We start from the raw sequence: 17,529 nt of genomic DNA, 5'->3' as shown, positions 1-17,529 counted from the left end.
ACCAGGTCACGGTGCCTCCTCGTCGTTGGCGCGGAGCGCCGCGCGGGTCCAGTCGGCCACCGCTCGCCGGGCGGCGTCGGGCGCGACGACCACGACCAGCCCCGGGAGGGAGGCGACGAGCCGGGTGAGGCCCTCGAGGTGGGCGACGCGGATCCGCACCACGACTCCGTCGCTCGACTCGTCGCCCGGCACCTCGGGGAACTCGGCGTCGACCGCGTAGTCCCCGAGGAGCGCCACGGAGCCCGGCGCGACCCGCAGGTCGACGACGAGGTCGGAGGCGGACGCCTCGAAGAGCCGCTCGGACAGCGTGACCTCGTTGCGCCTCCGGACGATCGGCGACTCGGTGTCGGTCAGCGAGCGCATGCGGTCGACGCGGAACGTCCGGACTCCCTCCCGCAGGTGGTCCCAGCCGCGGAGGTACCAGTCGCGATCGACGGACTCGAGCAGGAAGGGGTCGACGAGCCGGGACTCCGTCTCGCCGCGGGCGTTGCGGTAGTCGAAGGCGAGCTGGGTCCCCGCGGCGAGTGCGGTGCGGATGAGGGAGACCGACGCGTCGGCACCCGTCCCCCGCGCCACCGCCACCGCACTCGGGGCCGACGAGGCGCCGCGCGCGAGCTTGCCCATCAGAGCCGCGATCCGGTCGTTGCCCTGGTTCTCGGGGAGCGCGGCGAGGTACTGCATCCCCGCGATCAGGGCCGCCGCCTCCCGTGCCGAGAAGCGCGGCGAGTCGTCGATGGCGACCTGCTGGGTGAGGACGATGTGGTCGTTCTCCTCGAAGTCGTCCCAGCTGATGTCGAACAGGTCGTTGGCCTGGTACTGCGAGGTCTCCCCCGGCACCCCCGAGACGGCGATGAGCCGGACCGCGCGGCGCACCTCGTCCTCGGCGATGTCGAAGTGCCGGGCCACCTCGTCGACGCCGACGCGACCGCGGTCGAGGAGGTAGGGCACGAGGGAGAGCAGGACGGCGAGCCTGTCGCGGGCCTGCAGCGAGCGCGGCCTAGCCATCGGTCGCACCTCCGTGATCGGAGAGGGAGCGGCGCAGCCGCTCGACGACCTTCCGGCGCAGATCGGCGGGCTCGAGCACGACGACCTCCGGCCCGTAGCCGGCGAGCTCGTCGGCCAGGATGTCGGGGTCGGTGAAGTGCAGACGGAGGGTGTGCTCGCCCTCCCCCTCGGCCTCGGCGCGGCGGCCGAGTCGCAGGGCGGCATCGGAGTCGGCGGCGACCCGTACGAGGGCGGTGCTGCGACGGAGGATCTCGTCGAGCTGGGCGAGCGCGGTCGCGGCGTGATCGCCCTCCTCGACCGGCGCGGTCCGCCCCGTCGAGGCGACCGGGCCCACGATCCGCGAGAGGAGGAACGTGCGCGTCCCCTCCGCGGCCTCGTCCCAGGCGTGCAGGTGCCACCGGCCCTGGTGGTTCACGAGGGCTCGCGGATGCACGGTGCGCAGCCGGGAAGCATCGGCGCCCGGCTTGAGGTAGGGGAACCGGACGACCTGGTTGCGGTCGAGCGCCGTGCTGAGGGGTTCGAACGAGGCCTCGCGCACGCGGATCGAGGGGCTGACGCCGATGACCGGGTCGACGGATTCGACTCCGATCGAGCGCAGCTTGATGAGCGCGCGACGGGACTCGGCCGACAGCGTCCCCTCACGCCAGACCGCTCCCGCCAGGCGCAGCAGGGCGACCTCCTCCGGGTCGAAGGAGATGTCGGCGGGGAGGTCGTAGCTGCGCTTCGCGATCCGGTAGCGCACGGTCTGCGTGTTGCCCGGGTCGCCCGGCGTGTCCACCGTCTCGATCGGGATGCCGAGCTCGCGCAGGTCGTCCTTGTCGCGCTCGAACTGCCGCTCGAGCGCGGCGCGGTCGGCCGTCTCGGCGCGCTGGCGGTAGCCCTGCACCGTCGAGAGCACGTCGGACTTCGTCAGCCCGTTCTCGGCGGCGACGAGCGCGAGCACCAGATTGAAGAGACGCTCCTCGGCCGGGATGCGGCTCGAGGACGAGACGTCGGCAGGCACGCCCACCAGTCTAGGGGCGGGCTGGATCAGCTGATCGCGAGCACGTCGGCAACGAAGACGAGTGCCGACTCGGCCGTCTCAGAATGCGGATCCTGATGACCGATAACGAGGCGGTCTTTAAGCACCAGCAGTCCCTGATGCCCAGATCGCACCGCTCGAGTTGCCGCTTCGCTGATAGATCACCAAGTTGCCGTCAGCTTGCATCACGAGATCGAAAGAGCCTCGATGCCCCTGAGTCCCGGTTGACCACCAGGCCCTGGACGGACGGGGTGGAATATTGTAGATCACAACATTGGCGTCTTTTTGGAAAGACAACGTCTTCGGGTCGGACGAGGATGAATTCGTCGCCCAGACAGGTTGATTACTGTTCTTGTAGATAACAAGATTACCATCCTTCTGAAAAACGGCCTTAAATCGACCGTTTGTCAGACAAAGGTCACCGGCGTCGAAGTACTTGTCGCTTCCCTGACTCCCGAAGGCGTTGTCATAGCCGAACGAACTCGTTGTACCGCAGGCGATTCGGGAAGCCCGAATGGCCGCCTCCGAGGATTGCACCGGTCCAGCAAGCACACTGCTTCCGACGATCCCGACCAACAGGGCCATAGTCGCGACCCCGCGCCCCCTACGCTTGCTTACCATGACTGCCCCTCTATTCCTGCCAATGCGCGAGCGACTCTCGCGTTAAAGAAACGGTACCGAGGATCACGTCGGAGGTGCGAGTTGGCGCGAAAGGCGTCCCGCGTTAGCGCGGTTTCAAGGCTGAATAGCCGAAAAGTGAAAGCCCACCATCAATATTCGGGTTGGATCGAGCCGACGCCTCACTGCTCGCTCCTACTGCTAGAAGCTCTTCTTTGCAGGATCCGGCCCCGACGGCCAATCACGATGAGCCTTCTCCTAGAGCCGACCGTGAGCGCTGTCGAGTGAGCCTTCAAGATCATTGCTGGCGGATGACGCGCGTACGATCAGCTGATCGCGAGCACGTCGGCGACGAAGACGAGAGTCGACCCGGCGGGGATGCCCTGCTGCTCGGTGTCGCCGTAGCCGTCACCGGGCGGGATGATCGCGATGACCTGCGAGCCGACCGGCTGGCCGATGAGCGCCTTCGCGAAGCCGGCGATGACGCCGCCCTGAGTGGTGGCTCCGTCAGCAGCGGTGAAGGGGGCGGGCGAACCCTTCTCCCAGCTCGAGTCGAAGATCTCGCCGGTGCTCCAGAGCCATCCGGTGTAGTGGACGACGACCTGGTCGCCCTCCTGCACGACGTCGCCGTCGCCCTTCTTGAGCTGCGCGATCTTCAGCTCGGCGGGAGCGTCGCCCGAGGGCTTCGCGAGTCCGGGCGTGCCGTCCTCGGCGAGCGTGACGGTCGGGAAGCCGTTCGGCGCGGGCTGGGGGTCGCCGTCGGCACGGGCGAGCGCCGCGCTCCGGACGTCGGCGACGAGCACGAGGGTGTCGTCGGCCGAGATGCCGAGCTGCGCGGAGGAGTCGCCGAAGCCGTCCTCGGGGGCGATCGCGATGGCGACGCGCGAGCCGACCTGGGCGCAGAGCAGCCCCTCGTTCAGACCGACGAGACCGGAGCCGCCGGCCACGAAGCTGGCGAGGCTCTCGCCGTCGTAAGGCGAGGCCTCGAGGACCGAGCCGTCGGCGCCGTTGACGAGGGTGTAGTCGAGGCTGACCAGCTGCCCCTTCTCGATCGGGTCGCCGGACCCCTCGATGAGGGTGCTGACCTGGGAGCTGCCCGCGTTGAGCGGAGTGGGGACGGTGACGTCGGGCGCGGTTCCGAAGTCGCCGGTCGCCGTGACAGCGGACGAGGAGTCGCCGGAGCCGAAGGGCGCGTCGCAGTCGGCCGACGAGGAGGACGCGGTGCATCCCGTGAGGGCGGCGACGATGCCGATGCTGGCGATGAGCGCGACAGTCCTGCGCACGGGTCCTCTATTCGTCGGGGTGGGAGTGGTGATGCCCGAGTGCGAGACGATCGGGAGGAGGCCGAGAGGCCGGATTCAGCTTAGACGATGCCCTCGTCGCCACCGGGCTCGGCGGTGTCCTCGCCGAACCCGCGGGCCCGCGAGAGCTCGGCGCTCGTCGCCGACTCGCGCACGCGCTTGCGCAGGCTCTTGGGGCTGACCACCCGCTCGCCCAGGGCGCCCGGCGTCCAGGCCTCGACGTCGTCGTCGCTGAAGTCGGTCTTCGAGGGTCGGCGCTTGAGCTCGGGGAGGACGGCCCCGGGAGCGAGGCGTCGGGCCGTGATCAGGAAGCCGGTGTGGCCGATCATCCGGTGGTCGGGTCGCACGGCGAGCCCCTCGACGTGCCAGCCGCGCACCATGGTCTCGTTCGACGCCGGGTTGGTGAAGAGCCCGGAGGCGCGGATCGCCTCGGCCGTCCGCGACAGCTGCGTCACCGTGGCGACGTAGCAGAGGACGACACCTCCAGGAGTGAGAGCGTCGGCGGCGACGTCGAGGCACTCCCACGGAGCGAGCATGTCGAGGATCACGCGATCCGCCTCGCCGGGCGCCACCGCCTCCGGGAGCGCGTCGACCAGGTCGCCGACGGTGACGCTCCAGTTGTCGGGGGTGTAGCCGAGGAAGGTCTCGACGTTGCCGCGGGCCACCTCCGCGAACTCGTCGCGGCGCTCGAACGACGACAGCCGACCGGTGGGGCCGACCGCGCGCAGCAGCCAGAGCGAGAGAGCGCCGGAGCCGACGCCCGCCTCGACGACGCGCGCGCCCGGGAAGACATCGGCCAGCGCGAGGATCTGCGCGGCGTCCTTCGGGTAGACGATGGCCGCTCCGCGCGGCATCGACATCACGAAGTCGGCGAGCAGGGGGCGCAGCGCCAGGTGCTCGACGCCCACGGTGTTCTCGACCACGGAGCCGTCCGGCAGGCCGATCACGGTGTCGTGCTCGATGCCCCCGCGATGGGTGTGGAAGACCTTGCCCGGCACGAGGGTGATCGTGTTCATGCGGCCCTTGGGGCCGGTCAGCTGCACGCGGTCGCCCGCGCGGAAGGGGCCGGAATGCTGCAGTGCCTCACCGGTCATCGGCGGGCCTCCGTCTCGGTGGGGCGCGGCGACGAGCCACGGTGCTCGGTGGACACCTGCGCGAGGTCCGCGAGAGTGCGGCCCAAGAGGGTGGGCCAGAGGGCGTAGGGGGCGTCGGCGTCGAGCTCGAGCTGGTGCGGGACGCCGATGGCGGCGGCACCGGAGGCGACTGCGGAGGCGAGGCCGGCGTGCGAGTCCTCGATCGCGACGCACCGCGCGACGTCGACGCCGAGCGTGCGCGCGGCGAGGAGGTACGCCTCCGGGTGCGGCTTGCTCCGCTCGACCATGTCACCGCTGACGACGGTGTCGAAAGCGGCGAACGGGAGGCGGTCGACGACGGCGTGGGCCATGCGTCCGATCGACATGGTCACCAGCGCCTGGGGGACACCCGCGTCGCGCACGGCGCGGAGGAGCTCGAGGGCGCCGGGGCGCCACGGGATGCTCTCGGCGAGGCGCGCGACGACCTCGTCGGTCATCCGGTCGATGATCGCCTCGACGGGGAGATCGACGCCCTTGCCCTGCAGGATGCGCGCGGAGGCGGGCAGGCCGGAGCCGACCAGGCTCATCGCGTCCTCGTGGGTCCAGACTCCGCCGAAGGACGAGACGAGGGCGTGCTCCGAGGCCATCCAGTAGGGCTCGGTGTCGACCAGGGTGCCGTCCATGTCCCAGAGCACAGCGGCCGGGACCCCGGCCGGCTGTCCTGCAGGGAGGGTTCGGCCGGGAGAGGTCGGGGCGGTGGTGTCGGCAGTCACGAGCGTCCATGGTAGCGGGAGGCCGTCGGCCCGGCCCCGTACGCGGACAGCGGAAAGCCCCGGGGGCGGCGGAGCGGTCGGAGGGCGGGTCCTATCCTTGTCCGACGGGGACGGGCGCAGCCTGCGCGTCCCCCCACACCGAGTCGAACGCGGAGACCTCACCTATGAACGTCATCAAGGGGAACGTCCTGGTCGTGGCCTTCGAGGGCTGGAACGACGCCGGAGACGCTGCGAGCGGTGCCGTGCGACTCGTGAAGGACGACGGCGGCGAGTACGTCCCCCTCTTCTCCGTCGACGCCGAGCAGTACTACGACTTCCAGTACACCCGGCCGATGCTCTCGATCGGCGAGGACGGCCGGCGCACCCTCTCCTGGCCCGGCACCCAGATCTTCGGCCCCGCCGACACGTCCGTGGACGCCGAGAGCGCCCTCTACCTGATGATCGGCACGGAGCCCTCGCGCAGCTGGAAGAGCTTCGCCGCCGAGGTCGTCGACGCCATGCTGGCGATCGACATCTCGACCGTCGTCTTCCTGGGAGCGATGCTCGCGGACGTCCCGCACACGCGGCCGATCTCGATCTTCGCCTCGAGCGAGAACGCCGAGCTGCGCTCCGCGTTCGAGCTCGAGCGCTCGAGCTACGAGGGTCCGGTCGGCATCCTGAGCGTGATCGGCGAGGCCGCCGCGAAGGTGGGCATCCCCGCCGTCTCGATCTGGGCCTCCGTGCCCCACTACGTGCACAACGCGCCGTCGCCCAAGGCGATGCTCGCGCTGCTCGAGAAGCTCGAGGAGGTCGTCGGGCTGGCGATCCCCCGAGGCGAGCTCGTCGAGGAGGCGGAGGAGTGGGAGCACGGCATCGATGCGCTCGCCGCCGACGATGAGGAGATGGCCGCCTACATCGCCCAGCTCGAGCAGGCGCGCGATACGGTCGACTCCCCCGAGGCGAGCGGCGAGGCGATCGCCCAGGAGTTCGAGCGCTACCTGCGCCGGCGCGGCGACGGGCGCTCCGGCGAGGAGCCCTGGCGCTCCTGACGGAGACCCCTGGCCGGTCGTTCCGGCGAGGAACCCGGCGCTCCTGACGGGGGCGCCGGGGTCAGGCCGGTCGGACGCCGAGCAGGGCGTCGACCGCGTCGCGCAGCAGCGCCGGGTCGTCCACTCCCTCGGCGGTCGCGCTGTCGACGACCGCGAGGGCGGTCGGCGTGTCGAGATCGTCGGCGAGGGCCGCGCGGAGGCGACTCAGCGTCTCGAGGGACGACACCGGTCCGCGGTTCGCGAGCGACGCCTCCCAGCGGGCGAGACGCGCGACGGCGCCCGGCAGATCGTCCGGGAGCCACTCCCAGTCGGACCGGTAGTGGTGGGCGAGCAGGGCGAGGCGGATCGCCCTCGGGTCGGCACCCTCGGCGCGCAGTCGCGACACCAGGACGAGGTTCCCGAGGGACTTGCTCATCTTCTCGCCCTCGAACGCGACCATCCCGGCGTGCAGGTAGGCGCCGGCGAGGGGCTCGCCCGACAGTGACGCCGCATGGGCGGCGCTGAACTCGTGGTGCGGGAAGACGAGGTCGCTGCCTCCGCCCTGGACGGTGAAATCGGGGCCGAGGCGCTCGAGCGCGATCACCGAGCACTCGATGTGCCAGCCGGGGCGGCCGCGGCCGATCGGGGAGTCCCAGGCGGGCTCGCCCGAGCGCTCGGCACGCCAGAGCAGCGGATCGAGCGGGTCGCGCTTGCCGGCGCGGTCGGGGTCGCCGCCGCGCTGGGCGGAGAGCCGCAGCATCGACTCGCGGTCGAGACGGCTCTCGGCGCCGAGGTGCCAGACCGCGCTCTCGGCGGCGGCGATGTCGTAGTAGACGTCCTCGCCTCCGTCGACCACGGCGTCGGGGGTCGGGACGCGGTAGGCGACGCCCTCGCGCTCGAGGCGGGCCACCGCCTCGGCGATCGGCTCGACCGTCTCGGTCACGCCGACGTAGTGCGCGGGGGGCAGGATGCGCAGCGCTGCCATGTCGCCGCGGAACAGCTCGACCTGCTCCTCGGCCAGCGCGCGCCAGTCGACTCCGGTCGCCGCGGCGCGCTCGAGCAGCGGGTCGTCGACGTCGGTGACGTTCTGCGCGTAGTCGACCGTGCTGCCCGCGTCGAGCCACACCCGCTGCAGGGTGTCGAAGGCGAGGTAGGTGGAGGCGTGGCCGAGGTGCGTCGCGTCGTAGGGCGTGATCCCGCAGACGTACAGGCTCGCGACGCCGTCGGTCGCGGCGGCCTCGACACGAGCGCCCGTGGCGGTGTCGTGCACTCGGGGAGCGCTGCCGTGGCCGGGGAGGGCGGGGACGGCGGCCGTGGTCCAGGCGCGCATCTAGGCGGCGATGGCGCCGGTGCCCAGCGCGATCATGAGGCCGACGCCGAGGACGATGCGGTAGATCACGAACGGCAGGAAGCTGCGCCGCGAGATGTAGCCCATGAAGAACGCGATCACGATGAAGCCGACGACGAAGGCGACGATGGTCGCGACCAGGGTCTCGAGACCGCCGACCTGGATCTGGTTGGGCAGGATCTCGGGATCGCTGATGCTCTTGTACAGCTGGTAGAGACCGCTGCCGAAGACGGCGGGGATCGCGAGGAGGAAGGAGTAGCGGGCGGCGGCCTTGCGCTCGTAGCCCATGAAGAGGCCGGCCGTGATGGTGCCGCCCGACCGCGAGACGCCCGGGACGAGGGCGAGCGCCTGCGCGCCTCCGTAGATCAGGCCGTCGCGGACGTTCAGATCGCGGAGACGGCGCTTCTTCGCACCGACCGCGTCGGCGATGCCGAGGAGGATGCCGAAGACGATGAGGGTGGTCGCGACGACCCAGAGCGAGCGGAGGGTGGTCTCGATCTGGTCCTGGAAGACCAGGCCGAGGACGATGATCGGGATGCTGCCGATGATGATGAGCCAGCCCATGCGGGCGTTGGCGTCGGTGCGCGGGACCCGGCCGACGAGGGAGCGGCACCAGTTCGAGATGATCTTCACGATGTCGCGCCAGAAGTAGATGATCACCGCGGTCTCGGTGCCCAGCTGCGTGATCGCGGTGAACGCCGCTCCGGTGTCCCTCCCGTCGAGGTTCGGCAGCAGCTCGCTGACGATCCGCAGATGAGCGCTGGAGGAGACGGGGAGGAATTCGGTCAGACCCTGGACGAGTCCCAGGATCAGCGCGTCGAGCAGGCCCATGCGTCACTTTCGAGGAGGGCTGGGGCGTCGTCGGCCAGCAGGCGGTCGGTGGCGGTCGTGGATCTGACCTCAGGATCGCAGCAGCAGATCGGTCAGGACCTTCCTGCCAAACACTAGTGCGTCGAGTGGGACCCGCTCATCGACCCCGTGGAAGAGCGCCGGGAAGTCCAGCGAGCCCGGGAGCTGCAGCGGAGCGAAGCCGTAGCCGGTGATCCCGAGGAGCGAGAGGGCCTTGTTGTCGGTGCCTCCGGAGAGCAGGTAGGGCAGCACCTCGGCCTCGGGATCGAAGCGTCGCAACGACTCGGCCATGCTCTCGACGAGGGGCCCGGCGAAGGGGACCTCGAGTCCGATGTCGCGGTGCTGCACGAGGATCTCGACGTGCTCGCCGGCGAGGACCTTGATGCGCTCGAGCACCGAGTCCTCCTCCCCCGGGAGCACGCGGACGTCGATCGTCGCCTCGGCGGTGTCGGGGATCACGTTCGCCTTGTAGCCGGCGGAGAGCATCGACGGGTTCGCCGTGGTGCGCAGGGTCGCGGCGATGAAGCGCGACGCCGTACCCGTCGCGAGGGCGAGCTCCTCCGGGGTGCTGCGCTGCGGGTCGTGGCCGAGGATGCGGGCGACCTCGTCGAGCAGCTGACGGGTCGTGTCGGTGAGCCGGGTCGGCCACTCCTCGCTGCCGATGCGCGCGATCGCCTCCGCGAGGCGGGTGACCGGGTTCTCGCGGTTGATCTGCGAGCCGTGGCCCGCAGTGCCGTGGGCGCGCAGAGTCAGCCACATCAGCGCCTTCTCACCCGTCTGCACGAGGTAGGCGCGCTTGCCGCCCAGCTCGATCGAGTAGCCGCCGACCTCGCTGATCGCCTCGGTCGCTCCGGCGAACAGCTCGGGCCGCGTCTTCACGAGGTGGGCGGAGCCGCGGACTCCGCCGGCCTCCTCGTCGGCGAAGAAGGCGACGACGAGGTCGCGCGAGGGCTTGCGGCCCGAGCGGAGGATGTCGCCGAGGGAGGCGAGGATCATCGCGTCCATGTTCTTCATGTCGACCGCGCCGCGACCCCAGAGCATGCCGTCCTTGATCACGCCGCCGAAGGGGTCGACGCTCCAGTTGTCGGCGATCGCGGGGACCACGTCGAGGTGGCCGTGCACGACCAGGGCGCCGCGCTCGCGGTCCTCCCCCGCGACCCTCGCGACCACGCTGGTGCGGCCGGGATCGGAGTCGACGAGGACGGGCTCGAGACCGAGGTCGCGCAGGTGCGCGGCGACGTACTCGGCGGCCTCGCGCTCGGGCTCGGCCCGCCCGTCGCCGTAGTTGCTCGTGTCGAAGCGGATCAGGTCGCGCGCGATCAGCGCGGTCTCGTCGAGCTCGGGGAGGTCGTCGCGGTGGGGCGTCGTCATGCGAGCAACGGTACCGCGGAGGTGCGACAGCGAAGCCCCGGCCGGTGGCCTGGCGCCCCGCGAAACCGTGCTAATGTCTTCTTCGGCCGCGGAAACGCAGGCCGGAGGAAACACTCGTCCGGGTGGCGGAAATGGCAGACGCGCTAGCTTGAGGTGCTAGTGCCCGTATAGGGCGTGGGGGTTCAAGTCCCCCCTCGGACACCGATCGGAACCCTCGTATCTTCGTGAGAAGGTGCGGGGGTTCCTCGTGTTTAACGGCTCGTCCGCTCGTCGCACCCGCCTCTTCTCTTGAAAACCGAAGACAGCTAGGGTTCGGAGCGCACCGACCGGTGCCCCTCTCGATGACGAGCAAGGACTCCTCCGTGTCACCCTCCCCCTCCGCCCGGCGCACTCGCTCGGGCCTGCTCTCGATCCTCGCGGTCACCGCCCTCGCCGCGGGAGGCGTCGGCGTCGCCGGGTCCGCCTCCGCGGCCACCGGCGCCGACTGCGTCCGCTCGCTCCCCGCGGGCGACTCGACCGTCGCCGTCGCCTTCGGCGGGACGACCTACGACGTGCTCATGCACGTCCCCGCCGACGCCGACGACGGCGCACTCCCCCTCGTGCTCGACCTGCACGGGTCGAACAGCAACGGAGGCGTCCAGGCCGGCATCTCGGACCTCGCCTCGGTCGCCGACGACGAGGGGTTCATCGTCGCGAACCCGACCGGGGCGATCGAGTTCGAGAAGACGCTCGAGGACGGCAACTGGGCCTGGAACGTCCCGGGAGTCCCGCTGACGTCGGGCACCTTCCCGCCCGAGGGGTCGCGCGATGACGTGGCGTTCCTCTCGACCGTGGTCGAGACGCTGTCGGCGCAGGGCTGCGTCGATGCCGGCAGCGTCTTCGCGACCGGGTTCTCGGGGGGCGGCAGGATGGCGTCCGCGCTCGCCTGCACCAGGGCCGATCTGTTCGCCGCCGTGGCGCCGGTCGCGGGCCTGCGGGCCGGGCGCGCGGACCTCGACGATCTGACGACCATCGAGGCCGGCTCCTGCACTCCGAGCCGGCCGGTGTCGGTGCTGACCTTCCACGGCACCGCCGACGCGGTCAATCCGTTCGAGGGCAACACGGATCCGCGCTGGGGCTACAGCGTCGCGACGGCGACCGCGGGGTGGGCAGGGCTCGACGACTGCGAGGGCGAGCCCGTCACCACGGCCGTCACCGCGGAGGTCGGCCGGGCCGTGCTGGCGGACTGCGCTGACGGCACCGGTGTCGAGGCCTACGCGGTCGAGGGCGGCGGGCACACCTGGCCCGGGACGGCCGTCGATCTGGAGGCCTCCGGGCTCGGTGTGGTGAACCGGACGATCAGCGCCTCCGCGCTGATGTGGGACTTCTTCGCGGCGCACGCGCGGACGGTGGAGCCGACGCCGGAGCCGACGGCGACACCGACCGCTCAGCCGACCGCGACTCCTGAGCCGACCGCAACGGCTCGGCCCACCGCGGCACCGGAGCCGACCGCGACGGCCCAGCCCACGGCCTCGCCGAGCTCGTCGCCGTCTGCGACTCCGATCGCGCACCCGTCGAGCACAGGCGCAGGGCCGCGCGGCGGCGCGCTGGCCGAGACGGGCACCTCGGCGGTGGTGCCCCTCGGCGCCGCAGCGATGCTGCTCGCCGCGGGAGCTGTGCTGCTGCTCGCCCGGCGTCGTCGCGCCTGACCAGGATCCTCCGGAGACGGGAGAGACGCCGCTCCGCCTGCGGCGTCTCCCGTCTCCGGAAGCCCGGTCGTCAGGCGGCGGGCGTGAGCGCCGTCGACGACCAGCCGAGAGCCGGCGCGATCGACTCGACGACGGTCTGCAGGAGGCGGGCGTTGTAGGCGACGCCCAACTGGTTGGGCACGGTCAGCAGCAGCGTGTCCGCCTCCTGGACCGCGACATCGGCTGCGAGCTCGGCCGCGATGACGTCGGGCTCGCCGGTGTAGCTGCGGCCGAAGCGCGCGCGCACGCCCTCGAGGGAGGCGACCTGGTCGCGCTCGCCCCGGCCGCCGAAGTAGAGGCGGTCGAGGTCGCTGGTGATCGGGAGGACACTCCGCGAGACCGAGACGCGCGGGGTGCGCTCCCAGCCGGCCTCGGACCAGGCCGCGCGGTACTCGCGGATCTGCCGTGCCTGGAGCTCGTCGAACGGGATCCCCTCCTCTTCGAGCAGCAAGGTGGAGGACTGCAGGTTCATGCCCTGCTCCGCGGCCCAGCGCGCGGTGGCGAAGCTGCCCGCGCCCCACCAGATGCGGTCCTCGAGTCCCGGTGAGCGGGGCTCGATCGCGAGCGGAATCGACTGGCGGGTCATCGCCGAGTCCGACTCGGCGACGGGAGCGCCCGACAGGGCCTCGCGGAAGAGCTGGACCTTGCGACGGGCGAAGTCGGCGTCCGTCATGCCCTCCGGGGGGACGTAGCCGAAGGCCTCCGAGCCGCGGAGGGCCGTCTCGGGCGATCCCCGGCTCACGCCGAGCTCGAGCCTGCCGCCAGAGATGAGGTCGGCGGCCGCGGCCTCCTCGGCCATGTAGAGCGGGTTCTCGTAGCGCATGTCGATCACGCCGGTGCCGATCTCGATGCGGCGGGTGCGCGCGGCGATGGCCGAGAGGAGGGGGAAGGGCGAGGCCAGCTGCGGGGCGAAGTGGTGCACGCGCACGTACGCGCCGTCGAGGCCGATCTCCTCCGCCGCCTCGGCGAGCTCGATCGTCTGCAGGAGGACGTCGCGCGCGGTGTGCGTCTGCGAGCCCGGGACCGACTGGTAGTGACCGAAGGAGAGGAAGCCGATGCGCGAGACCATGCCTGCTTCAGCGTCGGGGCGCCCGGTGCTATTCCCTGCGTTCCCGGAGTGGTCGGAGACTCCTCCCCAGGGACGGGACCACGCGAGTTGTCCACAGATCCAGCGTCTCGGCCCCAGGGGACCGCCGCGATTCCTACGGTCGTGCACATGCAGACGCTCTGTGACAGACCGGTCGAGACACGCTCGATACCCGTATGGTGTCCGGATCCTACGCCCCCTCCCGACCAGCCGCGCTCCGCGGGTCGAACGATCGGATCGAACTCCATGGCCGCTCTCCTCCTCGCCCTGATCTCCGCCGCGGCCTACGGCGTCAGCGACTTCCTCGGCGGGCTCGCCTCGAGACGCGTCGCCGCACTCCGTGTGGTGCTGGTCTCGTACCCCGTCTCGGCACTCGTGATCGCCGTCATGGCGCCGTTCGTCGGTGGCCGACTCGATCCGGCGTCGCTGGCGTGGGGAGCCGCCTCCGGGGCCGTCATGGCCGTGGCGATGTGGTGCTTCTACTCGGCGCTGGCCGAGGGGCCCATGAGCGTCGTCTCGCCGGTGACCGCGGTGATGGTCGCCGGAGTGCCGGTCGTCGTCGGTGTCGCCCTCGGCGAGCGCCTCTCCCCCGTCTCGATCGTCGGCATCCTCCTCGCCATCGCAGCGATCGTCCTCGTGAGCCGCGAGTCGGCCGCCGGAGGCGACGGCCGACGGTTCACGCCACGGGTCGCTCGCCTCACCCTCGCCGCGGGCACCTGCTTCGCGCTGAGCTTCGTCTTCACCGATCGGATCGACGGCGCTTCGGGACTCTGGGCTCTCGTCGCCGCCCGGGTGGTGGCGTCCTGCCTCGTCGCGGTCGCCGCGATGCGGAGCAAGGAGTCCGCGCGACTCCGCGGCCGGCTGCTCGTCCTCGCCGTCGGTGTCGGACTTCTCGACGTCGTCGCCAACATCGGCATGCTCTACGCCTTCCGCGACGGCATGCTCTCGCTCATGAGCGTTCTCATCGCGCTCTACCCCGCCGTGACCGTCGGCCTCGCCGTGGCGGTGCTGCGCGAGCGAGTCGGGCCGGGTCAGTTGCTCGGCATGGCGCTCGCGACCGGCGCTGTCGTCACCATCGCGGTGGCGGGATGAGCGCGTCGAGAGCCGCCGGAGAGACGACGCCGTCGGAGCACCGGAGACGGGTCGGCCCGCGGGTCGTCATCGAGCGCGGTCCCCTCACCCGGCCGGAGGCTCACGATCTGATGGAGGAGATCCGCTCCTCCCTGACCATCACCGGCTACAGCCTGGCGGAGTGGACGGGCCGCAGAGTCGTCTTCTCGGCGAGGGACTCCGCATCCGAGGAGCTCGTCGGTGCGGCACTCGTCCATCGACTGATCGGCGGCTGGAGCGAGGTGGCCGTGCTGTTCGTCCGAGAGCCGCACCGCGGTGCCGGCACGGGTGCCGATCTGCTCGCCGAAGTGGTCCGCAGGCTGCCCTCCGACAGGCTCCTCCTCTACTTCTGCGAGGACCGAATGGCCGGGCTCGCGCAGCGGGCCGGGTTCACCGTGCACCCGGATCCCTCGGACGTCTCCCGCCGGACCTGGGCCGACCGGTTCTTCTTCTCGGTCCTGTATCCGCTCCAGTGGCGCGGAGACGCGTATCGACGATCGGAGACGAGGCGCAAGCGCGAACGGTTCGGCTGCTCGTTCGACTTCTCCGTCGCCACCCTCGACCCCCGGAGCCACCCCCTCACGAAGGACGTGCCATGACCTCCACCGACACTCCGACCGATCGACTGCGCGAGCACCGCTTCCACGGAGACGCGCACGAGCTGCTCGTCGAGATCAACGCGTCGATCGACATCGACGTCAGGCTCGCCGCTGTCGACGTCCGCGGTTCGCTCGCCCACCTCGACATGCTCCGGCGCTCCGGCATCCTCGAGGAGTACGAGGCGCGCGTGCTGTCCGAGGGTCTCCGAACCATCGAGGAGGAGCTGCGGACGCAGACGTTCCCCGTCGATCGCTCTCTCGAGGACATCCACATGAACATCGAGTCGCGGCTGCAGACACTGGTCGGACCGGTCGCGGGCAAGCTCCACACCGCTCGATCCCGGAACGATCAGGTGGCGCTCGACTCGCGCCTCTGGGTCCGCGAGTCGACGGCGCGAATCGATCAGCTCCTCAGGGGGCTCATCGACGCCCTCCTCGACCGTGCCGAGAACGAGGCCGCTTCAGCGATGCCCGGCTTCACCCACCTGCAGGTCGCGCAGCCCGTCACGATCGGGCATCACCTCCTCGCCTACGCCGAGATGTTCCAGCGCGATCGGGACCGCTTCCTCTGCGCCGACGCTCGAGCCGACGAGTCGCCGCTCGGCGCGGCCGCCCTGGCGGGAACCGGCTTCCCGATCGACTCCGCTGCCACCGCGGCGGCGCTCGGATTCAGCCGTCCCATGCGCAATTCGATCGATGCCGTCTCCGACCGCGACTTCATGCTCGACTTCCTCGCGGCGGCGGCGACGCTGGGCATCCACCTCTCGCGGATCTGCGAGGAGCTGGTGATCTGGAGCACTCCCCAGTTCGGCTACGTCGCTCTGCCCGACGGACTGACGGCGGGGTCCTCGATCATGCCGCAGAAGCGCAACCCGGATGCCGCAGAGCTCGTCCGCGCCAAGTCCGGGCGGCTGATCGGCGAACTCGTGTCGCTGCTGGTCGTGATGAAGGGCCTGCCGCTCGCCTACAGCCGAGACATGCAGGAGGACAAGTCCGCGGTGTTCGACGCCTCCGACACGGTCGAGATCTGCCTCCGCACCATGACGGCGATCATCCGCGGCATCGCGTTCGACACCGCTCGCACCCGCGACGATGCCTCCCGCGGTGGATCGCTGGCCACCGAGCTCGCCGACTGGCTGGTGCAGGAGCGTGCACTGCCGTTCCGCGAGGCACACGGCATCGTCGGCGCCGCGGTCCAGTCACTCGAGGCCCGCGGGCTGGAGCTGCGCGACGCCGATCCCGCCCTCCTCGTGGAGTGCTCGGATCGATTCCGCGGCCTCCCCGCCTCCGTGCTCACCGTCGACAGCGCTCTCCGCCGCCGCGACTCGACCGGAGGGACATCACCGGATCGGGTGCGAGCGGCCGTGACCGCCTTTCGAGCCCTCGTCGCCGAGAGCCCGACGAGAGCCCCTTCCGGGGAGAGGAGGGCCCGGTGAACGGCACGGGGCACCGCGTCGTCCTCGCCTACTCCGGAGGCGTGGACACCACAGCGTGCATCCCCTACCTCCGACACGAGATGGGCTGCGACTACATCGTCGCGATGGCGGTCGATCTGGGGCAGGGCGACGAGCTGGAGCCGATCCGCCGCAAGGCGCTTCTCGCCGGGGCCGACGAGGCGATCGTCCTCGATGTGAAGGAGCGCTTCGTCGACGAGTACGGATTCGCCGCACTCGCGGCCAACGCCGTCCATGATCTGCACTACCCGCTCGCGTCGGCCCTGGGAAGACCTCTGATCGCAGAGCTGCTGGTCGAGACCGCCAGGAGGTATCGCTGCGACGCCGTCGCACACGGTGCCACAGGCAAGGGGAACGACCAGGTCCGGATGGACCTCGGCGTCGCGCTGCGCGACCGGGACCTCATCGTGCTCGCTCCGGCCCGCGAGTGGGGCTTCACCCGCGCTCAGACCATCGCCTACTCGGAGTCGTTCGGCATCCCGCCTCACGTCGCTCCCGATCGCCCGTGGGCGATCGACCTGAACGTCCTCGGCCGCAACATCGAGGCCGGTCCGATCGAGGATCTCGAGTGGGAGCCGTCGGAGGACGTGTGGGCACTGACGACGGCTCCCGCCGATGCGCCGGACGAGGCCGACTACGTCGAGGTGTCCTTCGAGAACGGCAGACCCGTCGCGCTCGACGGACTGGTCCTCGACCCCCTCTCCCTGGTCGAGGCACTGAACGCCCGGGCCGGGGCGCACGGGATCGGACGCATCGACATGCTCGAGAACCGCGTGGTCGGCGTCCTCTCGCGAGAGCTGTACGAGGCGCCGGCGCTGACGGTCCTCCTCCGAGCGCACCTCGAACTCGAGATGCTGGTCCTCCCGCCGGACGTCCTGCACCACAAGCGCGCTCTCGACACCGCGTACGGGAAGCTCGTCTACGACGGGCTCTGGCACGGACCGCTGCGGTCAGCCCTCGACGCGTTCGTCGCCTTCACCCAGCGCTATGTCCACGGCACCATCCGGCTGCGCCTGTTCAAGGGATCGGCGACGGTGGTGGGGCGGGAAGCGCGCGCGCCCCTCTACCGGCGCGACCTGGTCACCTACGGTGAGGGCTCCACCTTCGACCAGGGCAGCGCGACCGGGTTCATCGACCTCTTCGGGCTGCCGGGGCGCACCTGGGCGAAGGTCCACGGCGTCTGAGC

The 17,529-nt window shown here is 70.9% G+C and carries 16 protein-coding genes and 1 tRNA gene; 7 read left to right on the top strand and 10 right to left on the bottom strand.

Annotated elements, in window-relative coordinates:
* Positions 1 to 6: 6 nt before the first annotated feature.
* From GRS92_RS04165 to GRS92_RS04140, 6 genes are all read right to left on the bottom strand, one after another.
* Positions 7 to 1,005, bottom strand: coding sequence for a helix-turn-helix transcriptional regulator (locus GRS92_RS04165; protein WP_159853597.1), 999 nt, complete (start codon positions 1,003 to 1,005; stop codon positions 7 to 9).
* A complete protein-coding gene (locus GRS92_RS04160) occupies positions 998 to 2,008 on the bottom strand; it encodes a helix-turn-helix transcriptional regulator (protein WP_159853595.1) in 1,011 nt (336 codons plus the stop codon). The genes GRS92_RS04165 and GRS92_RS04160 overlap by 8 nt, the downstream gene beginning before the upstream one ends.
* Before the next feature lie 117 nt (positions 2,009 to 2,125).
* Complete coding sequence (locus GRS92_RS04155) at positions 2,126 to 2,611, bottom strand: hypothetical protein (RefSeq protein ID WP_159853593.1); 486 nt, start codon at positions 2,609 to 2,611, stop codon at positions 2,126 to 2,128.
* 359 nt (positions 2,612 to 2,970) lie between these two features.
* The gene (locus GRS92_RS04150; protein ID WP_159853591.1) at positions 2,971 to 3,927 is read right to left on the bottom strand and encodes an FKBP-type peptidyl-prolyl cis-trans isomerase; all 957 of its coding nucleotides are present in this window, start codon (positions 3,925 to 3,927) and stop codon (positions 2,971 to 2,973) included.
* 80 nt (positions 3,928 to 4,007) lie between these two features.
* Complete coding sequence (locus GRS92_RS04145) at positions 4,008 to 5,039, bottom strand: tRNA (adenine-N1)-methyltransferase (RefSeq protein WP_159853589.1); 1,032 nt, start codon at positions 5,037 to 5,039, stop codon at positions 4,008 to 4,010.
* Complete coding sequence (locus GRS92_RS04140; RefSeq protein ID WP_268817136.1) at positions 5,036 to 5,713, bottom strand: HAD family hydrolase; 678 nt, start codon at positions 5,711 to 5,713, stop codon at positions 5,036 to 5,038. The genes GRS92_RS04145 and GRS92_RS04140 overlap by 4 nt, the downstream gene beginning before the upstream one ends.
* Before the next feature lie 242 nt (positions 5,714 to 5,955).
* Here GRS92_RS04140 and GRS92_RS04135 point away from each other — a divergent pair, with 242 nt between their 5' ends.
* Entirely contained in the window at positions 5,956 to 6,819 is an 864-nt protein-coding gene (locus GRS92_RS04135) for a PAC2 family protein (RefSeq protein ID WP_159853587.1), read from the top strand.
* 61 nt (positions 6,820 to 6,880) lie between these two features.
* Here GRS92_RS04135 and mshC read toward each other — a convergent pair whose 3' ends face one another.
* The 3 genes from mshC to GRS92_RS04120 form a co-directional block, all read right to left on the bottom strand.
* Positions 6,881 to 8,128, bottom strand: a complete 1,248-nt coding sequence (mshC, locus tag GRS92_RS04130) for a cysteine--1-D-myo-inosityl 2-amino-2-deoxy-alpha-D-glucopyranoside ligase (RefSeq protein ID WP_159853585.1) — start codon at positions 8,126 to 8,128, stop codon at positions 6,881 to 6,883.
* Positions 8,129 to 8,977 carry an undecaprenyl-diphosphate phosphatase gene (locus GRS92_RS04125; protein WP_159853583.1) on the bottom strand — a complete coding sequence of 283 codons (849 nt, stop codon included), beginning with the start codon at positions 8,975 to 8,977 and terminating at the stop codon, positions 8,129 to 8,131.
* A 69-nt stretch (positions 8,978 to 9,046) separates the two neighbouring features.
* Positions 9,047 to 10,366, bottom strand: coding sequence for a M20/M25/M40 family metallo-hydrolase (locus GRS92_RS04120; protein ID WP_159853581.1), 1,320 nt, complete (start codon positions 10,364 to 10,366; stop codon positions 9,047 to 9,049).
* A 116-nt stretch (positions 10,367 to 10,482) separates the two neighbouring features.
* Between GRS92_RS04120 and GRS92_RS04115 the strand changes: the two genes are divergently transcribed.
* Positions 10,483 to 10,567, top strand: a tRNA-Leu gene (locus tag GRS92_RS04115).
* 161 nt (positions 10,568 to 10,728) lie between these two features.
* Positions 10,729 to 12,054, top strand: coding sequence for an alpha/beta hydrolase family esterase (locus GRS92_RS04110; RefSeq protein WP_204162077.1), 1,326 nt, complete (start codon positions 10,729 to 10,731; stop codon positions 12,052 to 12,054).
* 70 nt (positions 12,055 to 12,124) lie between these two features.
* On the opposite strand, the gene GRS92_RS04105 is transcribed toward GRS92_RS04110, so the two are convergent.
* Positions 12,125 to 13,162 (bottom strand): LLM class flavin-dependent oxidoreductase, encoded by a 1,038-nt coding sequence (locus GRS92_RS04105; protein ID WP_159853579.1) that lies wholly within the window; start codon positions 13,160 to 13,162, stop codon positions 12,125 to 12,127.
* A 264-nt stretch (positions 13,163 to 13,426) separates the two neighbouring features.
* On the opposite strand from GRS92_RS04105, the gene GRS92_RS04100 reads away from it, so the two are divergent.
* The 4 genes from GRS92_RS04100 to GRS92_RS04085 are packed head-to-tail and all read left to right on the top strand — an operon-like array spanning position 13,427 to position 17,527.
* Complete coding sequence (locus GRS92_RS04100) at positions 13,427 to 14,272, top strand: EamA family transporter (RefSeq protein WP_159853577.1); 846 nt, start codon at positions 13,427 to 13,429, stop codon at positions 14,270 to 14,272.
* Complete coding sequence (locus GRS92_RS04095) at positions 14,269 to 14,889, top strand: GNAT family N-acetyltransferase (RefSeq protein WP_159853575.1); 621 nt, start codon at positions 14,269 to 14,271, stop codon at positions 14,887 to 14,889. Before GRS92_RS04100 ends, GRS92_RS04095 begins: the two co-directional genes overlap by 4 nt.
* On the top strand, positions 14,886 to 16,325 hold the full coding sequence (gene argH, locus GRS92_RS04090; RefSeq protein WP_159853573.1) for an argininosuccinate lyase: 1,440 nt from the start codon (positions 14,886 to 14,888) through the stop codon (positions 16,323 to 16,325). Before GRS92_RS04095 ends, argH begins: the two co-directional genes overlap by 4 nt.
* The gene (locus GRS92_RS04085; RefSeq protein ID WP_159853571.1) at positions 16,322 to 17,527 is read left to right on the top strand and encodes an argininosuccinate synthase; all 1,206 of its coding nucleotides are present in this window, start codon (positions 16,322 to 16,324) and stop codon (positions 17,525 to 17,527) included. The genes argH and GRS92_RS04085 overlap by 4 nt, the downstream gene beginning before the upstream one ends.
* Positions 17,528 to 17,529: the final 2 nt, after the last annotated feature.

Origin of the sequence: Rathayibacter sp. VKM Ac-2754 (assembly GCF_009807095.1) — a bacterium.
GTDB lineage: Bacteria > Actinomycetota > Actinomycetes > Actinomycetales > Microbacteriaceae > Rathayibacter.
The sequence above is the reverse complement of the archived record's forward strand: the minus strand, read 5'-3'. Positions and strand labels throughout refer to the sequence as shown.

Coding starts and splice junctions, on each gene's coding strand:
- GRS92_RS04165 (WP_159853597.1), bottom strand. CDS start 1,005: ATGGCTAGGCCGCGCTCGCTGCAGGCCCGCGACAGGCTCGCCGTCCTG.
- GRS92_RS04155 (WP_159853593.1), bottom strand. CDS start 2,611: ATGGCCCTGTTGGTCGGGATCGTCGGAAGCAGTGTGCTTGCTGGACCG.
- GRS92_RS04145 (WP_159853589.1), bottom strand. CDS start 5,039: ATGACCGGTGAGGCACTGCAGCATTCCGGCCCCTTCCGCGCGGGCGAC.
- GRS92_RS04135 (WP_159853587.1), top strand. CDS start 5,956: ATGAACGTCATCAAGGGGAACGTCCTGGTCGTGGCCTTCGAGGGCTGG.
- mshC (WP_159853585.1), bottom strand. CDS start 8,128: ATGCGCGCCTGGACCACGGCCGCCGTCCCCGCCCTCCCCGGCCACGGC.
- GRS92_RS04125 (WP_159853583.1), bottom strand. CDS start 8,977: ATGGGCCTGCTCGACGCGCTGATCCTGGGACTCGTCCAGGGTCTGACC.
- GRS92_RS04120 (WP_159853581.1), bottom strand. CDS start 10,366: ATGACGACGCCCCACCGCGACGACCTCCCCGAGCTCGACGAGACCGCG.
- GRS92_RS04105 (WP_159853579.1), bottom strand. CDS start 13,162: ATGGTCTCGCGCATCGGCTTCCTCTCCTTCGGTCACTACCAGTCGGTC.
- GRS92_RS04100 (WP_159853577.1), top strand. CDS start 13,427: ATGGCCGCTCTCCTCCTCGCCCTGATCTCCGCCGCGGCCTACGGCGTC.
- GRS92_RS04095 (WP_159853575.1), top strand. CDS start 14,269: ATGAGCGCGTCGAGAGCCGCCGGAGAGACGACGCCGTCGGAGCACCGG.
- argH (WP_159853573.1), top strand. CDS start 14,886: ATGACCTCCACCGACACTCCGACCGATCGACTGCGCGAGCACCGCTTC.